Origin of the sequence: Desulfatiglans anilini DSM 4660, from assembly GCF_000422285.1 — a bacterium.
GTDB lineage: Bacteria > Desulfobacterota > DSM-4660 > Desulfatiglandales > Desulfatiglandaceae > Desulfatiglans > Desulfatiglans anilini.
The window spans coordinates 158,741-181,480 of the sequence record NZ_AULM01000006.1 but is presented as its reverse complement, the minus strand read 5'-3'; the positions used below and the strand labels follow the sequence as shown (position 1 = coordinate 181,480).

Here is a 22,740-nt window from a genome sequence, read left to right as displayed (position 1 = left end):
GACCAAAAACTCGATTGATTTATTTAAAAATGAACGGCGGCAGAAAGGAAGACGGTAAAAGGGGCGCCGGACTGATACGTGGAGCCAAGCGTCTGATAATCGGAGGTGTTGATAATGCTGATATATTCTTTATCCATCAGGTTGTAGAACGACAGAGAAACATCCAATTCGCGGACGTTTATTTTGGGGATCGCTGTCGTATACGTAATGTCGAAATCGACTATCAGTGCTTCATCCACTTTTTCCGTCTGCAAAATGTCTCCGTACCTGCTCGATGTGTATCTCAGGATTGGAGACAGTGAAAAATTGCCGATTCTGTAGCTCAGCAGCGCTTTGGCCAGAAATTCCGGGGCGTCAGGCACCTGATTCCCGTCGATCGGTACAACGGCCCCCCCCTGATTATAGATATTCTGAGAAAAATAGAACCGGTTGTAAGAAAAGGATGCATACAGAGACAGATTCCTGGTAGGAACGGCGCCCGCTTCCAGCTCGAACCCGTACCCCTCGGCATCGAAAATGGTTGCAGGAAAACTGACCCCGAGCGAGTCGTCATAATAAGTGGCAGCCTTGTTTTTGTGTTTGGCATAATAGATCGTTGGAACAATATAGAGCTTTTCAGAGATGTATCTCAAGCCGAGATCGAAATTATCGGCTATTTCGAGCTCCTGTTTATTCCATAGATCTTGAAGTGTTATGCCTTGTTTGTAAAATTCGCTTTTCTGAGAAATATAATAAGGATAAAGAGCGACGCTCATGCCGAAATTCCTGCCATAAGAAAAGTAGGCACTCAAAGAATCTTTGAATTTGTAATTCAAACCAAAATTGGGAAGAATCTTATCAAAATCCTTTGAAGGCGCACTCGCCTTCGATTCGATGGACGTCGTCAAATTAAGTGCTTCCTCATAGCTTACATCCGGGATGCCGGTTGCATCGTAGGTGGTTATGTCCGGCATCGAATAGCGCAGATATCTGACACCCCCTTCCAGTGTCAATCGACCGTAAGAATATTTCCCTGACGCAATCGGAGCATGCTGACGATGTTTTGAAGAATTGGAAAGAATTTGCCACTTGTCGAAAACCAGTTCTCCGGAATCGAGTTTATACAATTTCCAGGATGTGGGCGGACCCGGCCTCTCCTGTTCAAGGTAAAAATAACCTATTGTATAATCGAATGATCGAATTTTCTGATTATACTCCGCCAGAGCGCCTACGATATCGTGATCTGTATCCCATCTTCTGATTCTGTTTTGTCCATTTTTCATGGTGATTGTTTCAGAGTAATATCCATGATCATTCCAGTAGAATGGTTTTAAATTTATTTTAGCATCATTTGAAATATTATATTTTGCATTTATAAAAAAATTGAAATCAACGAAATCGTTCTTGTTGTAATCATAGTAAAAATAATCATTTTTATCATTTGTGTATTCTAAATTGTAGTTTTTATCCAGAGAAGATGCCTGCTTATAATTGAGCGGCCTGTATGTGTTTACTTTTGCATTGTTATAGATGGAGAATGCTTCGATTTCGAATTTTTCGCCTAGTTTATGTGTCAACCCAGCCATAGCATTGTTCCTGCCGGAATGTCCTTCGCCTTTCCACTTGTCTACATTCGTGTTGGAGTACGACAAAAATCCGGCGGTATCGGAAGGCAGTAATCCCGTATCGAGGCGAAGGAAACTTCTCCTTGCGTCATGACTTCCCAACGCCTGCCTGAAATCGAAGCTGAATTCTTCCGAAGGCCTCTTAACCTCCAGATCAATTTTTCCGCCGATGCTTGTCAAACCGAAAGCCTTATCTGCAGGAAGCCCTCCCTTGTAGATCGATACGCTTTTGAAATTTTCCATATCGTAGATGTTGGCTCCTCCCCCCGGCCTCCCACTGACAGGGATGTTTTCCACATTGACCGGGGAGGCGGGGTTGCCGCCACTGGTTGCCTCCACCCCTCTGAATCTGAACGATTCATGATAATTGCTGATATCCCCGAGACCGAAAGGATCAACGCTCTGTTGATTCACCGAGGGCATGAGATTGATGGTTTTCTGTACGGACATCGTGGATCCTGTTCCGAGGACATCCATCGCTTTTTCCGTAATTTTTGTTTTGGTGTTGGTTTCTGTAAACATCGGCCCCACAAAATCTGCCTCTTCGAACTCGCCCTGTACGATGATATCAGGAAGGGAAATAACCTCTTCCGCTGAAAACGCCCAGCCGTTCAACAGCATACAACCCATCGAAAGCGCCGCCAGGAACAACCGTTTCATCTCGAATCTCCTTTCAGGTCGTCTCGTTCAAGACATGCATAAATGATTAAGATTTATATGATTATATTTTCCACTAACAAGAATTGCGCCATCGAGCGTCGAATGCCTTGAAAGGCTTCGTATCCATCCGGAAATGATCGACTGGGGACAACCAAGTTTTCAGTCGAGGAGGAAGGATTCTTGTCTCATATCCGGCAAAAAGCTTTTCTCCGCATGGAAACGGGCTCATTCGACGCCATACGCCTGTTCCGCATCCGCAAGGCAGGCGTGATCAGAGGTCCTCTTCTGTCCCACAATGGGGAATATGCAAAGATCCGAAGCACTGCGGCCTTTTAATGCATTATGTAGTATTCCAATATGGAATAGATCGTCAAGAAAAATCTCTGTTCCACTACGGGGGGGTCTACCCGCTCAACTGACTCCCTCCCGAACAGAGGCATCGGGAAAGTAATCTTTTCGCCTTTCTTTCGGAGTTTTGCTCCGGCAAAGCATCGAGGCGAAGATCCGCCAACCATTTACCGGCGTGCCTGATATGTCCGGGTCTGGCGCCCGATCCGCTTACTTGTTTGCCAGAGCGGCCAGAATGCGAAGGGCCTGCAGGCTGCGGTCCTTGAGTTTGAGGCGGCCGGTGGTGGACTCCCAGCGGTAGACGGTGGCGGTTGTTACGTCGAGCCGCTCCGCGAACTCGGCAGGGGTCATCTTCAAGGTCCGGCGCAGGCGGGCGACCGACTGACCGGACGGGCGAAGCCGGGGAAGAGCCGGGGGCGGAGGAGTACGCAAGGGCGTCTTCCCGGGCGGCGGCACCCTTCCTTGCTTCAACTTCGCGGCTGGGGCGGGACGTTCAACGCTAGCCGGCGCTGAGGCGGATCTCGGCGGAGTTTTTGTGGAGGACTTGGCCCGCGCGGAACGAGCAGCAGGTCTCGGGCGCCGCGCCTTCTTACCTGGGGCAGCCGGAAGAGCCGAAGCGCCGCCCTTTCCCGTCGCACGCCTCTTAGACTCTGCGGATCGGGGTTTCGGGTCGCATGCATCGAGTTCGATTCCGAAGATATCCCCCAGATCCTCCTCGGCGAGGAACCCGCCTTCTCCTTCAGCTACGGCGGCTGGCAGCGCAACCCCGGCGCCCATCAGCTCCTCGGGATCGACGCCGCGGAGGAGAAAAAGGAGTTCAGGCCGGTTGTCTAGCCGATTCCCGACACCATAGAGGACTGCGGCCACATGTTTACACATGACCGCCCAATCCGGACAGCTGCAGCGGAACGTGATCTCCCTGGGGCCAGGAAAGAGGCCCTTTTCTCTATCCGTCACAATCCGCATGACCTCATCGGAAAGCTTCCCCTGCAACAGTTCGAGCATGGAACCTATCTGCCCCACGCAACGGTTCTTGATCTCCTTCCAGGCCCGGGCCGGCAATTCCTTGATCGAGATTGAAACGGAGTAAAGGGAACTTCCGCTCACCAGGGCATCGATGCGGCCGGGGAGAACATCGAGATGGCAGACAGACCCGTTCCGGACATAGCTCCGTCCCCGAGGCAGGCGATTGCTGTAATCAGAAAAGGATTCCAGGTGCTCACACCAGCCGTTGCCCCAGAAACTTCGCGTAATGGTGCGCCCCTCGATCTCGACGGGGTCGATCCGCATCCCTTTCTTCATCAGCTTCTGCGCCTGCCGGGCGGCCTTGGCCCGTTTTTCCGCGACCGGCACGTAGGGCGGCCAGTAACTGGTATATCTTCTTCCTCTTCTCGCCATCGGTAACCACGTCCTCCTGACCACTATCGAACTTTCCACCGTTCAGGCGCTTGTGAAGACAAGCCCGTTTCCGGACTGGAAACTTTGTCGTGCCGGACACTCTTTTCCGGATGGAAACAAGCTGACAATCAGGAACCCTTGAACAACGTCCCTTCCAATCCTCAGGCAGCCGCCCGGCTGATATCCAGACGGACCAGTTCGATCAGGGCATCGTCGGAGAGTTCGGTCAGATTCACCTCGCCCTCCGGGGAAAGGACCTCTTCGGCCAACTGCCGTTTTTCGGCGATCAAGACGTCGATGCGCTCCTCCACGGTGCCGCGCGTGATGAACTTATGCACGAGAACATTGCAGGACTGACCGATGCGGAACGCCCGGTCGGTGGCCTGATTTTCCACCGCCGGATTCCACCAGCGGTCGAAGTGCACCACATGGGAGGCGGCCGTCAAGTTGAGCCCCGTACCACCCGCCTTGAGCGAAAGGATGAAAAACGGGGGGCCGTCCTCGTCCTGGAACTGCGCCACCAGGCTTTTGCGATGCTTGACGGGCGTTCCGCCGTGCAGGACCAGCCCGGGCCGGCCGAAAACCGCTGCAAGCACATCCGCCAACGCCGGAATAATTTCCCGGAACTGCGTAAAAATCAAGGCCTTTTCCTGACGCTCGGCGATCTCGCCGGCGATCTCGGAAAGACGCACGAACTTCCCGCTCCGCTCCGCCCGATAATCGCCGTCGGCGGTGACCTGGCTTGGATGGTTGCAGATCTGTTTCAAACGGAGGAGCGTTTGAAGGACCAGCCCACGGCGGGCTATCCCCTCCACTATGCTCAACGCCCCCCTCAGGTCCTGGACCGTCTTCTCATAGAGGGCGACCTGCTGCCGGGTCAAGGTGCAATAGCACGGCATTTCAGTCTTTTCCGGGAGATCGGCGATCACGCGCCGGTCGGTCTTGAGGCGGCGCAGGATATAGGGCCCTACCAAGCGGCGGAGCGGCTCGAACGGGTTCTCGGGGCGCGCCTCCAGGCCCTTGACAAAGGTCCGGAAGACCCCGGCGGACCCCAGGAGGCCCGGATTCAGAAAATCGAAGAGGGACCAGAGGTCCGCCAGCCGGTTCTCGATCGGCGTCCCGGTCAGGGCGATCCGGGCATCGGCCGAAAGCCTTCGGACCGCCCGGCTTTGAAGCGTTGCGGGGTTCTTGACCATCTGGGCCTCGTCCAGGATCACCAGGCGCCAATGCTGATCGGCCAGCCACGGCTGGCGGTGCACCATGGCATAGGTCGTCACCACCAGGTCGGCTTCGGCCAGGCGGGCCGGCTCGCGGGCGATCCGGTCGAGCGTGCGGCGGTCGGTCTCGGCCGGGTGCACAAAAACGAGCCGCAGATCCGGCGTAAAGCGCGCCGCCTCCTGCCGCCAGTTCCCGAGGAGCGAGGAGGGCACCACGAGCAGCGCCGGATGCCGCTGCGCTCCGGCAGGTTCTTGCACCGCACAGATCAGCAGGGCCAGGACCTGGATCGTCTTCCCGAGCCCCATATCGTCGGCCAGACACGCCCCCAACCCGAGTCCGCTCAGAAACCGCAGCCAACTGAGCCCCTCCCGCTGATAAGGCCGCAAATCGGCTCTCAGCGCACCGCCCGTATCCACAGGAGCCAATCGGCCCGGATCCCGCAGGCCCGCCAGGATGCCCCGCAGGGCATCGCCGGCGACGACCTCCGACCACGGCCGGTGCCGTTCCGCCTCCTCTTCATGCTTCAGATCCGCCGAGGCCCCCGCGAGCAGACGCATCCCTTCGATAAAAGAGATCCCATCCTTTCCGGCCGATCTCCGCACCTTTTCCCAATGGGCCATCGCCTCCCGGAGCCTCGCCCGGTCCACTTCCACCCATTGGCCCTTGATGAAGACCAACCCGTCGGCTCCATCGAGGATCGCGTTCAGCTCTTCGGGCGAGAGCGTTCGATCCCCCAGTGCGACCTGAAGATCAAAATCGAGGAGCGCCCGGGTCCCGAGCGTCGTTCGGGTTTCGCCGATCTTCACGCTCACCCGGGGGCGGGCGCGCTTCTTCCACCAGTTGGGCAGCCGGACCGAAAGCCCGGCATCCTCCAGCAGCGGCACGCTCCGGAGCATGGTGTAGGCCTGCTCCGCCGACCAGGCCATCGGCTGGTAGATCCGCCGGGACGCCGTTAGTTCCCTCACCCACACGCAGGTTTCCCCCGCCCGCTGCACCGGGGCGAGCAGCTTGATGAGAACCGGCCGGTTTCCAGCCCCGGCATACTGTTCGAGGGCCTTGCCGAGGGCCAGGTGTTTCAGTTGACCGGCGGCGCCGAAACCCGTGGAGAAGGTCGCCATAAAAGCGAAAGGGCGCCGCTCATCCTGCCTGTTTTCGGCCAGATGGAAACAGACCCTTCCGACCTGCCGCCACTGGGGCGCACGGGTGGTCAAGAAGGCCTCGAGCCCCTCCCCGCCTTCGAGTTCGTTCCGGACCCAGCCGTCCAGTTCGAGCCACACGCCCCGGAGGACGGCGGCCGTGAGATACTCCCCGCCGCGCATGGGCGGGGCGGCCAGGGCCTGCGCCTCGCACACGTCATCCGAGGGCGGATCGACTGCGAAGGTCGCCATCTCCGCAGGGACGTGACACAGGGCCGTCAGATACCGTGCGGCCCAATCCTGCCAGAACCGCAAGGTCAGCCGGCCGTCGCAGGAGAGCTTTTCCGCCGCCAGCAAGAAAAGCCCCGAACGCCAGTCCGCCTCGAAGGAGCGTTGCAGCGCCTCCCAGGCCCGGGACGGCGGCGAGGCCTCCTGCGGCTCCAACCGCAAAAAGCCCCGTCTGGTCAACCGGATCTGCAGTGTGTCCTGATCATTCTTCATGGCGGTAAACGCTGGCAAAACAGTGGACAATCGAGGGTTTTTCAGCTAAAAATCGGCAGGACGCCGCACGATGGCACGGCCGGCCAATCAGCCGGCATCCCTAGAGGGTGAACAAGACAGGAAAGACCCCGCCTATAGCCCCTCCGGTAAAAAGGGTCTTTTTAGAAATTACATGATTTTTCGATCGAGTCCATCTTATTTTCTTCCTCCAATGATTCTCCTCGCACGCGTTTCTTGAGCACCGGCGAGTCGACGTTTTGGGCATGAACGTTCCCTCTTCGAAAAGGGATCGGAACCGAGACCCTGCTTTTTGCCATCGCCCCTGACAGGGCGGCGCCCCTTGGAGGGCTGGAAGGAGCGACCCGTGAAGCCGAAGCCGATGCGCCAGGTGGCGCTGCGTATGACCGTCGACCCCGATCTGATTCACCTGGCGGCCGCCTTCGCGGAGCAATCCGCCGCCGCCTTCAAGCTGGACAAAAAAAGCGTCCTCGCCCTGACGCTCGCCACGGAAGAACTCGTGGAACACCTATCGAGGACGGCGGCGAGAGGCGGCGAGATCGAGATCCTCTGCAAGGAAAGGGTGTACTGCGTCGAGGAGGCCTTCCTGCTGCCGGACCGCAACCTCGACCTGCGGGCCTTCAACCTCACGGCACGCGTCTCGCCTGAGGACGAATCCAGCCTCGAAGAGACCGGCCTCATCATCGCCTCGCGCATGGTCGACGGGTTCCGGTTGAAAAGCATGCCGGAAGGCCTGATGTTGACGCTCATCAAGGAAAAGGCCTATCCGGAGCTCTCCGGTGACTGGAGCGGAACCGCAAAGCCCCTTGAATCGTTTTCGGTCCGTCCCCCCGATTCGGAAGAACTGAAGACCTTCGTCCACATGGCCCTGACCTTCTATCAAACCGCCCAACTCCCCCTCGCCTTCCGTTTCCCCGGCAAGGTGGTGGACATGGCCGCCGCCGGCGAGTTCACCGTCCTGATCGCGACGGACCAGAAAGGAAACATCGGCGGAGGCATCCTCCTTCACATCTCTCAAAACCAGGTGGTCGAAGCCGCCGGCCCCTACATCTTCGGGCAGGAAGACCCCTCCCGGATGGCCGCGGAGTTGATCGAGGCCTGCATCGCCTCCCTGGCCCGGACCGGCAAGATCGGGCTGATTCTGCGCCACCCGACCCGGCACATCCCGGAAGGATGGTTCGAATTGCTGGGGACGCTGGAGCCCCGGGGGGAAGACGGAAAGGTCCGATCCAACCCGTTCTATTACCGGCAGATAGAGGAGGATCTCGGAACGGCGGTCTGGTGTCACCCGGACCTGCAGGCTTATCTTTCGGGAGAGTACACCCGTTTGGGGCTGGCCCGCCACATCCGCACCGTCAGCGACCTCGGGGAAACCCCCTCTCCTTATTCGGTGATCTTCGTAACGCTCGACCCGTTTCACGAAGAGGCGATTCTTCGCCCGGTCTGGTGGAATAAAGACGCGGAGCAGAACTTGGCCGACCATCTCGCGCTGCTCGAAAAGGAATCCCTCTCGAACATCCTGTTCGCCATGGATCTCGGAAGCCCCTGGCACGTGCGGTTCACCCCGATGCTGCTCAGGCAGGGCTTCGAGCCGCGCATCGTCATGCCCTACGGCGGCGCGTCCGACCTCCTGCTCTTTCAGCATCCGCGAAAGGGGGCCCCCAAATGAGCGGGGTGGCCCTGCAGCAACTCGTCCCCGACTACATCCGGCGCTTCGAGGCCTACATCCCGAGCAAGCCGGACCCCGAGCTGAAGAAGCTCTATGGGTGCGACCGCCTCTACCGCCTCAACAACAACGAAAACTGCCTCGGCCCGCCGCCGGAGGCGCAGCGGATCATCCAGCGCTTCCCTCCGCCCGCCGCTGCGGTTTACCCGAGCGGGGACTGCTACTACCTCCGGACAGCGCTCGCGGAAACCTTCGGGAAGCACCCCGACCAGTTCATCGTCGGCAACGGCGCGAACGAAGTGATCACTTGCGTGATCAAGACCTTCTGCCAGCAGGGGGACAACATCGTCACGGCCGACAAGACCTACGCCGTCTACGAGTGGGTGGCCGAGTTCTCGGGGCTCGAGGCGCGGCTCGTTCCGCTCAAGGATTTCGAATTCGACGATCAGGCCATGCTGGAAAGGATGGACGACCGCACCAAGATCGCCTTCGTCTGCAATCCGAACAACCCGACCGGCTCCTACTGGGACACAGAACGGATGCGGGCCTTTCTGGATGCCGTCGACGGCCGGCGCATCGTCGTCGTGGACGAGGCCTACTGCGAGTTCGTGGACCAGCCGGACTACCCGGACGGAATGTCGCTGATGGAGGACTACCCCAATCTGGTCGTCTTCCGGACCTTTTCGAAGATGTACGGCCTGGCTGGGCTCCGCATCGGCTACCTGGCGGGAAGCCCGGAGGTGGTTCAAACCATCCGGAAAACCATGACCGTCTACTCCGTCAACGTCCTGGCCCAGGAAGCGGCGCAGGCGGCCATCCGGGACGCGGAGCATGTCGAACGGACCCGCTCGATGGTGCGGCAGGGCAAGGACTTCCTCGGCCGCGAGCTCGCGCGGATGCACCTGCCCGTCGTGGTGGGGGAAGGGAATTTCATGATGGTGAGGCTGCCCATCAGCGACACGCTCGCCTATCGAAGGCTCATGGCGGAGGGCGTCATGGTCCGGACGATGACCGGGTTCCGGTTCCCGAACTGCATCCGCATCACCCTCTCCCGCATGGAGGCCCTGGAGGCCCTCGTGGAGGCCCTTGAAAAGATCCTCAAACTCCCGGGTCTGAGGAACCGGAAAACCGCGCGCTGAAGGAAGGACGAAGGATTTTCGGGTTTTCAGGTGAGGGTCGATCCTTCGGGGAAAAGCCGCAGCAGGAGGTTGCCCGAAACCCTGCGCCTGTATTCGGCCGATGCACGAACATCGTCGATCGGTGCCACGGCCGCCATCGCAACTGCGGCGGCCTGCTCGAACACCCCCCGCGAGGGCCGCTTGCCGGCCAGCAACGCCTCCGCCGGGGCGCAGGTCATAACGGTCGGGCCGACGCTTCCCCACGCAAACCGCGCCGAAAAAATTTCCCCGTCCACGGAGAGGCGCAGCAGGGCGGCCATGCTCGCCACCCCGATGGCCATGGCTTTGCGCTGCCCCACCTTCTCGAAATGGTGCACCTGCCTCCCTCCCGGCTTCTCCACCCGAACACCTGCCAGGATCTCACCTTGTTCGAGGCCTGTCCTCCCCGGCCCTGTAATGAACTCCCCGATCGGCACACGCCGCATCCCGCTCTGGCTTCGAAGCTCCAGAACCGCATCGAGGACATATAGCGGCGGGAGCGTGTCCCCTGCAGGGGAGGCGGTGCAGATATTACCGCCGAGGGTCCCCATCCGGCGGATCAACGGGGAGCCGAGCGTTCGCAGCGCCTGGTGAAGCACCGGAAGGTGCCGCTCGACGAGCGGATGGCAGATCAGCTCCGCATGGGACGTGCAGGCCCCGATCCAGAGATCCGTTTCCCCCTCGCGCACCCCGCGGAGTTCGGCGATCCGTTCGAGGCAGATGAAGGCGGCGGGATCGCTCCGACCGGCCCGCATCTTTACCAGGAGGTCCGTCCCGCCGGCAAGCAGCGCCCATGACGGCGCCTCCAACAGGGGCCAGAGCGCCTCCAGGCTCTCCGGGGAAAAAACCTCTCTCATGGGGTGGGGCCTCCCTGCAGCTTCTCGAACGCGGCCTGAACGGCATCCACGATCTTGGCGTACCCCGTGCAGCGGCAGAGGTTGCCGCTAAGCCCCTCGCGGATCGCCTCCCGGCCGGTGTCCGGGCGCGCCCCGAGGAGGTCCGCGGCAGCAATGATCATGCCGGGGGAGCAGAAGCCGCACTGCACCGCCCCGCACCGGACGAAGGCCTCCTGGAGGGCCTGCAGGCGGCCGTCCTCTGGAGCGCCTTCAATGGTCGTCAGCGCCTTTCCATCCAGCTGCGCGGCGAGCATGAGGCAGCTCAGGCGGCTTTCGCCGTTCACCAGAACCGCACAGGCCCCGCACTCTCCGCTGCCGCAGCCCTCTTTCGTCCCCGTCAGCCCCAGGTCCTCCCGCAGGAGGTCGACCACCCGCCGGTCGGGCGCCGTGCTCACTTGCGTTTCTTTTCCGTTCAAGACAAAGCGGATTTCCACGACTTCACTCCGCATGAGATGCTGCGCCTTTGCCCTGGATCAAAGCGAGGACCTTTTCCCCCGTGAGAGGCGCATGATTCGGTTCGATGCCGCAGGCGTCCGATACCGCATTGGCGATGGCCGGGAGGGGACCGTTCATCCCGACTTCCCCGACGCCCTTCAGCCCGAAGGGGCCCGTCGCCTCCGGAGCCTCCACGGCGATGGAGACAATCTCCGGCACGTCCAGTGCGCCCGGGATGATGTAGGTCGCGAAATCGGGGGTGAGGATGCGCCCCTTTTCCAGACGCACCGCCTCGCTCAGCGCGTAGCCGATCCCCTGGGCGACGGCCCCCTCGACCTGCTGCTCAAAGGTCTGCGGGTTGAGCACCCTCCCCGCCTCCGTTGCCGCAAGATAGCGTTTGACCTCGACGGCCCCCGTCAGTTCGTCCACCTCGACAAGCGCGAGATGGGCGGCGTGGGAAAATAGGAGGTGCGGAAACCCGATCACGAATTCCTTCCCCGTATCCGGGGCATCGGCTGCGACCGGCATGATGAACTGGCTGATGCAGACACGGGCCTCGTCCCGCATCATGGCGGCTATGTCGCGGAGGGAGACCTCTTTTTTCGCCTTCGCGTATCGCACCCGCTCCGGAAGCAGCTCGAGGTCGTCGAGCGTGTCAGCGAAGAGCATCAGCGCCGCCCAGCCCAGAATCCGGCGGCGGAGTTCCTCGCAGGCCTGGATCAGGGCGTTTCCATAGGTGTAGGTGGTGCGGCCCGCCGCCGCGGAGCCCGACGGGTATGTCCGCTCTGTATCCGGCTGCACCCCCTCGATGCGCGTTTCAGGCTGGCGCAGGATCTCACCGGCGATCTGGAAGAGCGCGCTCGTGTTCCCCTGGCCCATGTCGCTGACCCCGTTATAGACCCGGATGGCCCCTTCGCGCGTCAGTTCCACCTTGGCAATGGCCGAGTCAGGCAGCCCGCGGCCGTATCCCATGGCATTCCAGAGGGCCGCCATGCCGACGCCCCGCTTCTTGAACGGCCCCGCCGCGGCCTTCCAGGCCTCCCGCCCGCGCCACAGGGGATGCTTTTGCAGAGTTTCAAGACAGGCGCGGATGCCGGTGGACTGCGTCAGCCGCACGCAGCACCCGTTCGTATCGCCCTGTTCGAGGGCGTTTTTGCGCCGCAGGGCCAAAGGGTCGATCCCCAGCCGCGCCGCCATCCGGTCCATCATCCGCTCGACGGCAAAGCTCACCTGGGCCACCCCGAACCCGCGCATGGCGCCCCCGATGGGGTTGTTCGTGTAGACGCACACGCCTTCGATGCGGGTGTGCGGGATGCGGTAGGGTCCGGAGGCATGCTCCATCCCGAGGGCCATAACCTCGCCGCCCAGGTGCGCGTAGGCCCCCGTGTCATAGGACAGGCGGCAGTCGAGCGCCTGGAGTTCACCATTTTCGGATGCCCCGATCCGGTAGTGCATGCGCGCCGCGTGGCGCTTGTACCCTGCCAGGAAGCTCTCCTCGCGCGGCCACCACATTTTCACCGGCCGCCCCCCGGCATGCAAGGCCGCCAAGGCCAGCAGGCACTGGACCGTGGCGCCGTCCTTTCCGCCGAAGCCGCCCCCCAGGTATGGCCCGATGATCCGGATCCGGTCCATCGGGATGCCGAGGGCATGGCCGATCTCCCAGCGGTCCCGGAAGGGGGCCTGGGTGGAAACGACCAGAACGAGCCGGCCGTCGGCCTCCTGCCAGGCGACCCCGTTTTCCGTCTCCAGGAAGGCGTGGGAGATGAAAGGGACCTCGAAGATCCCCTCGACGACGACGGGGCTGGACCGCAAGGCCGCCTCTGCGTCGCCTTTGCGGAGCGCGGCCTGGAGGAGGATGTTTCCGTTCGGGCTGCCTTCGTGGACGAGCGGCGCGTCCGGGAGGAGCGCCTCGTCGATCCCGAAGACGCCGGGCAGCGGCTCGATGCCCAGCCGGATCAGGTCCAGGGCCTTCCGGAGCACCAGGCGGTCTTCCGCGAGGACGAGTGCGACCGGATCGCCGCAGTGCCGCACGACGTCGTCGCACAGGACCGGCTGATCCTTGTGGACGATCCCCTGCCGGTTGGTCCCCGGCACATCCCGGCCGGTCAGGACGGCGACCACCCCCGGCAGCGCCGCTGCCGCCCCGATGTCAACAGCCCGGATACGCCCGTGGGCCACCCCGGCGCGCTTGGCCCCGGCCCACAGCAGGCCTTCGCCATAGTGGTCGGCGGCGTACTTTTCCGCACCCGCGGCCTTTGATGCCGCGTCCGGACGGACAAAAGGTCGTCCGATTCTGGGAATGTCCTGGCTCATGCCCTGCCCGCTTCGATGGCCGGCATCCAGGGATGCCCTCCATCACACTACAAAAGTCCACAGTGGAAATCATAGATGCAAAGAATCAGCGGAACCGGGCAAAGGCTTCGTCCATCCTCAGATAGGCCGGGGCCGCCGTCCCAGCACCTTCAGGGCTTTTTGGAGAGCCCGCCGCAGGTCCGCTCTCCGCCTTGCCGGCTGCGGCATCGATTGCCGCTGCATCGCGAAGAGGGGCGGTTTGCGCAAGTGCATAGCACAAAGCCCTCGTTCGTTCAACGCTAAAGGCGCGCCCGCGAAACCGGGACATTCCGGGGATCCTTTTTTATGCTAAGGAAATCCGGTTTTTTTAGAGTCACGGCCCGCAACGGATGACAAAACATCCAAAAAGATCCCCTCAGGCCGCAACCGGGATTGTTTTTCCAATCCTCCGGGTTTATTCTCACCGCATTCATCTGTCTTGGGGTATGCAACACCCGGGGAGAAAACCGCAGCCGCGGGCGGAACGAAACGCCGGCTGCCAAATGTTGCGGAACTGCGCCGATCTGAGACGAGGATCCATGAACGACCCAGCCCCACCGCCGAAACTCATGACGGCCGAATTCACCTCCCTTTGCCTGATCATGGGGGCCGCCTTCTGCAATATCAGCGTCTTCTACAGCTTTTATCACTATCTGGAAACGATCGGCATCCCCACGGCGTGGCGGGGGTTCCTCGTAGGCCTCGAACCGATGTCCGCCTTCATCCTGCGCCTGGTGGTGCTGCCCTGGCTGAACGTGCGCAATGCCATGCGCATCGTCCTGGCCGGGCTCCTTCTTCTGACCGCCGCCTCCTGGGCCTACCTGTGGGTGGATTCAGTCGCCGGCATGATCGTCCTGCGGATCATCCACGGCGGGGTGTTCGTTCTGCTCACCTCGGCCCTCATCGCCCTCGCCGTGATCTTCATCCCTCAGGAAAGGAGCGGTCAGGGCTTCAGCGTCATCAGCATCGCGTCGATCATCCCTTACGCGGTCATACCGCCCCTCTCGGAGGCGCTCCTGCCGCGCCTGCGGAACGAAGCCGACATCTATGCGGCGGTTTCGATCTTTTCCATCCTCTCCCTCCTGCTTCTGGCCGCCGCGCGCGGCCGGATCGGCGCAGCGGTAAAAGGGCTCGACACGGCGCTGATGCGCCGGCTCACCTGGCCGGAAATCCGTGAAAACCTTCGCCGGCGGCCGGTGGCCACCCTGCTCTTCATGCTGTTCCTGATCTATTTCACGCATGCGACCTTCTTCTATTTTCTAAAGAACCTCACCGTCCAGATCGGCACCGGAGAGGTAGGCCTGTTTTTCAGCGTTTCGATGATCATGATGCTGGTCGTGCGCCTGACGGGGACCACCCTTTTCGACCGGCTGGACAAACGCTCGACCCTCCGCAAGGCGCTCGCCCTGCTCATCCCCTGTGTGGTCCTTCTGCCGCACGTTCCAACGAGCATCCTCTATTACGTCCTGGCGGCGGTCTACGGGACCTGTATGGGCGTAGGACTGCCGCTGCTCAACGCCCTGCTCTTCTCAGCCTCCCCGCCCGCTCTCAAAGGACTCAACACCAATCTGGCCCTCTTCACGATGGACCTCGCCTACTTTTGCACCCCGTACCTCGGGGGGGTCTTCATCTCGTTCGGCGCCGAATTCAGGCTGCTCTTCTACATCGCCGGCGGGTCCGCCACCCTTGCGCTGGCCATGACCACAGGCAAGCGCAGCGGATCTGATTGAGAAGGGCACCCTTCGGAAAAAAAACTGCGGGGTTCGGGCTAGCGGGAGGTGTTTGGCCGGAGGGGCCTTGTCGACCGCCGAACCAGCAAACGCGCCGATCGACGTCTAGCTGCCCGAGAAGGGCTGTTGGCAGATGGGAACCCTGGTCCTACCGGGCAGTCGTTTCCTGACGAGCGCCGCCTGCTTGTGGCGGATATCCCCGGCCGGACGTGGCAGCGCGGGGCATCCAGCCACCTCAATAATCCCGCCGCCATTTGATGCCGATGCCGCCTTCGGAGTTCTCACCGACGTCGGCCTCCCAGGTGATGCTGGGCGTAATCTCTACATCGACGCTTATCCTTCCACTCTCCGGGCCCAACCCCCGCTCGACCTCCAGGTAGACCTTTTCATTGATATACTTGCCGGCCGCCAGGGTCGTGTCGCCCTGGCCGTTTTCAGGGGTCCTGATCTGGAGTTGGTCCACATCCAGAAGCCGCCGCGTCCGGCTCATGAAATCGAGGCCTCCGCCGCCCCCGGCCAGGGTGCGGACGGCGGCTGCGAGCTGAAGCGCCTGGGCCGCATTCAGCCGCGAGGCGGTGCGCCTGAAAAGGATATAGGAGAGGATCTCGTCCGGAGGCAGCGGCGGGTCCGAAGAAAGCGCCAGCTTGAGGGTCGACGGCGTCCCGGCGAGGCTCACCCGGGCCGTGACATCCCCGGTCGAGGCCTCGGCCACCACGTCGACAGAGGGATCCGGGGGCACGGAGCCGTCGAAGGTGATCACCCCCCTGGTGAGCTGAAACGGTTTACCGAGGAAGTCGAACCGCCCCCTGACGAGCGACAGACGGCCGGCCAGCACAGGGGCGTCCGCCGAGCCCTTGATGGTCAGGTTTCCCTCCCATTCGGAGTCGAGGCCCCGGCCGCGCACAAAGACCCGGCCCGGGCTCGAAACCGCCAGATCGAACCGCAGCCGAAGGCCCGGGGATTCCGTTGTGCTCTCTTTCTTTTCCGGGACCGCCGGTCCGTCCTGCACGCCGTTGATCTCGACCACATCGAGGGTAACCACTTCGGGCGGCAGACTCTCCGGTATCCGCAGATCCGCCGGACCGACAACGACCCGGCCCGCGAGCAGCATGTCGCGCAGCGCCCCCGTCAGGCGCACCACCCCATCCGTTGCGACCGTGGCGTCGATACGCCGGACCAGGGTGGCATTGGCGAGGGTCAGATCCACCTGCAGCGGGAAGCCTCCCTCCGGATCGAGCGCCACCCAGCCTGCAGCGGAGAGCCTCCCTTCGCCCCCGTCGCTCGCCTGCGCCGAGGTGATATCGATCCGCTCCGCGCCGCAGGCGGCTTCCAGGGACAGATCCTTCAGGACGGTCCCCGTTCGAAGATTTTCGTAGGCCCCGTCGACGACCTTCATCCCGCCGGCCAGCAACGGGTTTTCCCCGGCGCCTCCGAGGCGCATGTCTGCGGTCAAGACCCCCGACAGGACCTGGTCCTCCCAGTCGACCAAGCCGTTGAACATCGCGAGATCGATGTCCGCCTCCACCCGCCCGGACCACTCCCGCCCGTCGATCCTGCGCGCGCCGGCCGGTGAGAAGGAGACCGCATAGGGCGCCAGGGCCTCGACGGTCAGAACCTCGCGATCCTGCGTGCGCATGCCGGCGGCGGCCGAGATGCCTCCTTCCGCGCTCCTGGCGTATCCGGCGATCTGCACCGACGGCATCCCTGAAAAATCGGGATCCGCCGACCTCAGGTCCTTCACGTTGAAATCCGCTTCGAAGATCGGCCTTTCGAGGGACCCGTCCAGGACCGCGTCGACCTCGGCCGTTCCCCTCAGGTTGGCGGACTGGAAAGGCGGGAGGGACTCCAACGGCCATTCGATGAGAGCCCCCTTCCCCTCCAAACGCTCCGCATCGAGATGCACGGTTGCCTGCAGCAAACCGGAGCCGAAGCGCAGCGCCAGGTCATCCACAGTGAGCGAAGCGCCTTCCCGTTCGACCGTCAGAGGCCGGACCAGCAGAACGGGATAGGCCCCGTAGCGCCCGTTCAACCGCTCGATCCTCATCCAGAGAGGCCCGGCTCCGTAGCCGAGGGCGCCGCCCAGTTCGATCGCCAAGGGCTCTCCATACGCCCCTTCGATCCGTCCTTCGAACAACGAACCTGAGGAGTCCGCCATCAGGTCCAATGTCAGCGATGCGACGTCGAATCCGGCCTGGCGGAAGCCTTTCAGTTCCAGACGCGCTTCTCCCGCGGGTTGTCCCAGCGGCCGAAGAACCCGGCCGGATGCCTGGAACGCATCGATCGTTCCGAACGATCCGTGGATCCCCTCTCCGGCGATCTCCCCCGTGAGCGTGCCGCCCTCCGGGGACGGATCGAGCACGAATCGGAAATCGGCGGACCCGCTCACACCGGCCGGCTCCTCACCCACGAAAGGGGTCAGAAACATGAAATCCTGGGCCTTTCCCGCCAGATCCCCCCCGATGGATCCCCCTGCGATGTGAAATCGGCCCTCCGCTGCAAACCCGGGGGCGCTCACCCGGATGCCGTCGGCCGTGATCCGCTCCGCCCCGAAGGCGTAAGCCCCCGCGACGGCATACAACCCCGTCTCCTTCGTAAAGGAAAGCCTGGCCTCGCCGGTCGCCGCGGCAAGAGGCCCTTTGAGGGAGCCTTCCAGGCGCAGGTCCGGGAAGGAAAGCCCCCACGCCGTGAATTCGCTCCCGGCCGTCTCGAGGCTGATTTCGGGCACGTCGAGCGTCCCTGTCATCACGGCGGAGGCCGCCAGCGCACCCGAAAGAGGCAGGTCGAGGCCGCGTCCTACAGCGGCGATGTCGTCGGAACGAAGCCCGGCCGTGATATCGACCCTTCTGCTTGCAAGATCGAGGGTGCCCGATGCGCTGACGGTCTCCCTTTCCCCTTCGAATCGAACATTCTCGAAGGTCAAGTGCCTCCCGGCATCGAGGCGGCAGACGCCGGCAACCGCCCATCGGCCCCCGAGAGCAGGCGGGATCCCGGGCGGAAGATCCGCGGTCGGCACCGACAGCGTTCCTTCGAGAACGGCATCGACATCCTCAGGCCCATCCGCCGAGATACGGAGTTGGAGGTCGGCACGCCCCGGAAGAGCCAGGCCCCAGGGGGCGCTCAAGGGGCCCAGATCCCTGGAGGAAAGGACGACCCGCGCCTCGCCGCGCACCCCCTCCGGATCGAAGGATCCGGACAACTTCAGCCGCTGCCCCTCGGCGGCAAGTTCGAACGTTTCGATCCCCCAACCGGCAGCGGTCGGCCCGGAAAGTAAGATCTTCCAGCCGAGCGGCGAATCCCCGAGAGGCCGCTCGCCCGCCACCGTAACGGCCTCGATCGCCCCCTCTCCGGCCAGCCGCAGTCCGTAAGACGCCCCCTCGGCTGCGGGTATCAGCTCCGCCTCGAGGTCGCCCGCAAACCGGCCGACCCCCAGCTCCGCCATTCGGAACGATTCGAGGACAGGGCGGAATCGGGCCGTCAGCCGGTCGAAAGGCCCTTCGATCGCGCCCGAGAGGGTCAACCTCCCTTTCGGGCCGCCGCCCGTAAGGGCATCCAACGGGGAGAGGTCCGGAGCGAGCAGATCGAAACCCGCCTCCATCCGGCGCTTTTCAAGATCGAACGACCCGGCCCCCTCGAGATGCACCGCCCCCGTGTCGATCCGCAGGTGATCGATCGCCGCCCTGTCGAAGCCGTCAATCCGCACGGCCGCAGCGATCTCCGGCGCCTTGAGACACCATCCGGCCCACTCCACGGGCAGAACCCCGTCGCCCGGCTGCAAAACGCCTTCGAGGGACAGGCGGGCGGCATCACCGATCTCGAGCCCCAACAGAAACGCGGCGGAACCCCAAGCGCCCACTGCGGCGCTCAGCCTGCCCTTCCAGGCATCCATTTCGCCGTCGCCGTCCATTTGGATCTCGATCCCGTCCGGAATGGAGGCCATCTTTCCCAGAAGCCCTCCCGGGTCCTCGTGAAACAAAAACGCCACGCGCAGCCGATCGGTATCCGGCCATGCGAAGGCCTCGCCTTCGAGACGGGTCGCCGGACCGTCGTCCACCCGTTCGAAAAGGATCCGGATCCCGCGGCCGCGATCGGCACCCGCCTCTCCGAAAGCGCCATTCAGGGCGAAGACCGCCGGCTCGCCCATGACGGCCTCCTGCAGGCTCAGGCGATCGATCCGCAGCTCGCCGACCGCAAGACGGCTGAGGAGATCCTCGACGGCCTTCAGGGGATCGCCCGGCTCTTTGGGTGCCGGTTCGGGTTCGGAAACGACCGCACGCAAAATCCTGAGTTCCCGGGCGCGGCAGTGTTCGACCTCAAGCCTCCCTGCGAACAAGGGCCACACCCTCCCCAGGCGGAAGTCGAGGGCTTCGATCCGGAGCCAGGGGCCTTCACGGTCCCGAAGCTCGATGGCGCCAACAGCGAAGTCAAAGGGGAGAAGCCCTGTCAATCCCTCGATGTAGACCGCCGGCACGCCGTCGACACGCGAGGCCGACTGGACGACCTCGATGAGCCGGTCCTTGCCCCACGGCGTCTGCAGCACCGTAAAGATTCCGCCGGCCAGGACAATCACCAGGGCGAGCGCAGCCAGGCCCCATTTGGCCGCTCTGATGGCAAAAGACTTCATCGACATAGACCGCTCATATCAAAAAGCCTGCCCCAGGCTGATATAGACCTGAAAGGGATCGTCAATGTCCGATCGGCGGTTGAGGGGGATGCCCACGTCCAGACGCAGCGGCCCGATGGGCGTGACATAGCGCAGGCCGACGCCCGTCCCCCACAGGACATCGGCGCTGTCATCCAGAATCCGGTCGGAAAAGGCACTGCCTCCGTCCAGGAACAGAACGGCACCGATGGTATCCGTCACGCCGAACCGGGCCTCCACTGACATCTCCAGCAACGCCTTGCCCCCGACGGGAGAACCGTCCCTGAGAGGACCCACGGACTGGTAGGCATACCCCCGGATGGAGCCGCCTCCTCCGGCATAGAAACGCTCGTCGGCGGGAATCTCGAGGACATCGGGCCCCGGCTCGACGCCCGCTGAAAGTCTGCCTGCCAGGATGAGGCGCCGGTTCGGGATGACCGGAACGTAGTGGGTCAGCGTGCCGAGTATCTTCAGAAAATCCGTCTCACGGCGTTCGAGGTCCAGGTTCGGGGATGCCTCCAACGCAAGACGGCCCCCTCGCTGCGGATCCAGCAGGTCCCTTGTCCCGTCCCACGAAAGAGACACCGGGAAGGAAAGGTATTTGAAGCGCTTCTTCTCCTCGAACTGCGTCACCGTCGAGGCCTTGGCCTGCACTCCGACGCCCAGTTCGAGGGTCTCCCACAGCTTCCGGCCGATCAGGAGCCGGCCGGTGTAACTGCGCGCCTCATAGGCGTCCGGCTGGTCATCGGCCAGCCGCAGAGTCGCCTCCAGCCGTTGATCCTGGCGGAGGAACCACGGCTTGCGGAAGCTGAACTCGCCTCCCTGCTCGAAGCGGGAAAGGGTTCCTGTAAAGCCCAGGCGTTCACCCCCTCCCAAGAGGTTCCGGTTTTGCCAGGAAAACCGCCCTCCAAAGCCCTCATCGGTTCTGTAGTAGAGGGTCGTGGCGATCGTCCGGGGTTTTCTCTCGGTCAACACCACCTTGAGGGGAATTTCTCCATCGGTCTTGGAAACCGTACCCTTCTCCACCCGGATGACCGATAACAGACCTGTCTCCCGCAGCCGGTCCTGGAACTTCGTGACCGGAGCGGGATCGTAAGGATCCCCCGGCTTCCAGGGGATCAGATCCCGTACCACCTGTTCGTCCAGGCGCTCCAGGCCCGTGATTTCGACCTTGCCAAAGCGGGCAAGCGGTCCTGAATCGAGGACGAACAGGACATCCATGGCACGCGCACCATGCTGCACCTGAACCCGCCGCTCAGCGATCTCGGGATAAGGGTATCCCATCCCGCGCACCAGGCGAAGAAGGGCGGCCTCCGCATCGACGACCGCGCGCGCCCTGGCGGCCTTGCCGGGGTGAAGCCCGATGTCCCCGGCCGAGGGCATCCGCTCCTTCGGCAGCATCGAGCCGTCGGCCGGTTCGACCTCTATGCGTCTCAGGGTATAGAGCGGACCGGGTGTCACCGTGAAGAGCACCTTGACCGGCGCCGCCTTGTCATCCAACTCGAAGCCGAACTGTGCGTCGTAATATCCTTCGGACCGCATGACCGCCTTCAGCCTGGGGATGTCTTCCTCGACGCGCCGGCGCAGCAGCCTGATCGTGGCGGGAGGATAGCTTTTGCGCTCCTGTAGGGTGACCGATGACGCCTCGACCAGGCGCTTCAGCGCAAAATCCTCGATGCCTTCGATATGGAGGACGTACTCGACCCCCTCCCTCCCGGTTTCAGCCCGGACGGAAACAGACAACCCCTGGAGAAAAAAAACCGCGAGCAGTCCTGTGATGAGGAGCCCGCGGCAGCATGCAAGCAGAACCGGGCGCCGCGCAGTATCCGGCGCGGCGCCGGCGCAATTTCTTCTTTCACTGGTGGAATTCAGGATGTTAATATGAATCTTCATCAGGATTTCGAACATCGTGACACGCTGCGAAGATTTCTGCCGATTCACTCACGTCCATCGGGAAATGACGCTTTTTTGCCGGCCTCGGCTTCCATCGGCACGTTTGCTTGTGCAGCGGTCTGCAGATCCCCTTCGCGCAGGCCCTTGGCTTTTTCATATAGGCCTATCGGGCCCCTCCCCGCAAGGGTGGCACTCGGCACCCGGAGCTTGTCAAACAACCGGGTCTCTCCCCGGAGGGGTGGGGCTGAGCACGCAAAGCGTATGCAGAAACCGGGACCTACCCCTCCAGGGTGGACCTGAGCGCGCAAAGCGAGTCAAGAAACCGGTAACCGCCGCTGAGCGGTGGGACTATGCACCTGCCGCCTCCAACGAGGACACACGCTTCGGATCAACAAAGAACCCGTATCCAAGCGAGACTCGTTTCCATCCGGAAATGATTTCCCGGTACAACCCAGTTTCCTGAACAGCACTCGGGAGCATGACTATGAACGAGGCGGCCATAACGGGATATTTCCCCGGCGCTGTAGGTAAGATAACTGAACTCCACGCGGTTTACTACCATGATCGGTGGGGATTCGACGTTTCCTTCGAAACCCAGGTGGGGGGAGAACTTTCAGACTTTGTGCGGAATTTTCAGACGGGGCGCGACGGGCTCTGGATCGCATGGCAGGGAAAGCACTTCGCCGGAAGCATCGCGGTGGACGGCAGACCGGTGGAGCCCGGCTCGGCCCGGCTGAGGTGGTTCATCGTCGAACCCTTCTCTCAGGGCGAAGGCCTGGGCAGGCAACTGATCGGGTCCGCCTTGTCTTTCAGCCGGGCGGCGGGCTTTCGAAGCCTCTATCTTTGGACCTTTCGCGGCCTCGATGCCGCTCTTCGCCTCTACCGGCAGTCAGGCTTCACCCTGACCGAGGAGCACACGGTCGCGCAATGGGGGCAGACCATCCAGGAGCAGCGCTTCGATCTGACGCTGAGGTGAAACGGGGCGGGGAAGCCGTCCACAGAAGAGGGTAAGGACCTGGAAAGCAAGAGACCCGTTGCAGGAGGCGCTCGCCTCCCGCAACGGGTCTATATGACGAACTGCAACCGGCGGTTCGATGCGCCGGATTGCAG

The 22,740-nt window shown here is 62.2% G+C and carries 12 protein-coding genes; 4 read left to right on the top strand and 8 right to left on the bottom strand.

The features are described from left to right. Nucleotides 1–23 precede the first annotated feature (23 nt). From H567_RS0108545 to H567_RS0108530, 3 genes are all read right to left on the bottom strand, one after another. On the bottom strand, nt 24–2,264 hold the full coding sequence (locus tag H567_RS0108545; protein WP_028321086.1) for a TonB-dependent receptor: 2,241 nt from the start codon (nt 2,262–2,264) through the stop codon (nt 24–26). Between the two features lie 558 nt (nt 2,265–2,822). Further along, a complete protein-coding gene (locus H567_RS23855) occupies nt 2,823–4,010 on the bottom strand; it encodes an SWIM zinc finger family protein (protein ID WP_035253741.1) in 1,188 nt (395 codons plus the stop codon). Nucleotides 4,011–4,171: 161 nt separating this feature from the next. Then, the gene (locus H567_RS0108530) at nt 4,172–6,865 is read right to left on the bottom strand and encodes a DEAD/DEAH box helicase (protein WP_028321085.1); all 2,694 of its coding nucleotides are present in this window, start codon (nt 6,863–6,865) and stop codon (nt 4,172–4,174) included. Between the two features lie 364 nt (nt 6,866–7,229). Between H567_RS0108530 and H567_RS0108525 the strand changes: the two genes are divergently transcribed. Together H567_RS0108525 and hisC are read left to right on the top strand one after the other, a co-directional pair. Next, complete coding sequence (locus H567_RS0108525; RefSeq protein WP_028321084.1) at nt 7,230–8,552, top strand: hypothetical protein; 1,323 nt, start codon at nt 7,230–7,232, stop codon at nt 8,550–8,552. Continuing rightward, nucleotides 8,549–9,688 (top strand): histidinol-phosphate transaminase, encoded by a 1,140-nt coding sequence (gene hisC / locus H567_RS0108520; protein WP_028321083.1) that lies wholly within the window; start codon nt 8,549–8,551, stop codon nt 9,686–9,688. Before H567_RS0108525 ends, hisC begins: the two co-directional genes overlap by 4 nt. 26 nt (nt 9,689–9,714) lie before the next feature. Here the strand turns inward: hisC and H567_RS0108515 are convergent, their stop codons facing one another. Genes H567_RS0108515 through H567_RS0108505 form a run of 3 tightly spaced genes read right to left on the bottom strand, consistent with a single transcriptional unit; the run spans nt 9,715 to nt 13,350 of the window. Beyond that, a complete protein-coding gene (locus H567_RS0108515) occupies nt 9,715–10,563 on the bottom strand; it encodes an FAD binding domain-containing protein (RefSeq protein WP_028321082.1) in 849 nt (282 codons plus the stop codon). Further along, on the bottom strand, nt 10,560–11,036 hold the full coding sequence (locus H567_RS0108510) for a (2Fe-2S)-binding protein (RefSeq protein WP_028321081.1): 477 nt from the start codon (nt 11,034–11,036) through the stop codon (nt 10,560–10,562). The genes H567_RS0108515 and H567_RS0108510 overlap by 4 nt, the downstream gene beginning before the upstream one ends. A 4-nt stretch (nt 11,037–11,040) precedes the next feature. Next, nucleotides 11,041–13,350 carry a xanthine dehydrogenase family protein molybdopterin-binding subunit gene (locus tag H567_RS0108505; protein WP_028321080.1) on the bottom strand — a complete coding sequence of 770 codons (2,310 nt, stop codon included), beginning with the start codon at nt 13,348–13,350 and terminating at the stop codon, nt 11,041–11,043. A gap of 557 nt (nt 13,351–13,907) precedes the next feature. Here H567_RS0108505 and H567_RS0108495 point away from each other — a divergent pair. Beyond that, a complete protein-coding gene (locus H567_RS0108495; RefSeq protein ID WP_028321079.1) occupies nt 13,908–15,098 on the top strand; it encodes an MFS transporter in 1,191 nt (396 codons plus the stop codon). A 235-nt stretch (nt 15,099–15,333) separates the two neighbouring features. Here the strand turns inward: H567_RS0108495 and H567_RS0108490 are convergent, their stop codons facing one another. Beyond that, nucleotides 15,334–19,719 carry a translocation/assembly module TamB domain-containing protein gene (locus H567_RS0108490; RefSeq protein WP_153306102.1) on the bottom strand — a complete coding sequence of 1,462 codons (4,386 nt, stop codon included), beginning with the start codon at nt 19,717–19,719 and terminating at the stop codon, nt 15,334–15,336. Between the two features lie 18 nt (nt 19,720–19,737). Continuing rightward, nucleotides 19,738–21,630, bottom strand: coding sequence for an autotransporter assembly complex protein TamA (locus tag H567_RS0108485; RefSeq protein ID WP_161626582.1), 1,893 nt, complete (start codon nt 21,628–21,630; stop codon nt 19,738–19,740). Nucleotides 21,631–22,114: 484 nt separating this feature from the next. Between H567_RS0108485 and H567_RS23845 the strand changes: the two genes are divergently transcribed. After that, the gene (locus H567_RS23845) at nt 22,115–22,606 is read left to right on the top strand and encodes a GNAT family N-acetyltransferase (protein ID WP_051184635.1); all 492 of its coding nucleotides are present in this window, start codon (nt 22,115–22,117) and stop codon (nt 22,604–22,606) included. The last annotated feature ends 134 nt before the right edge of the window (nt 22,607–22,740 follow it).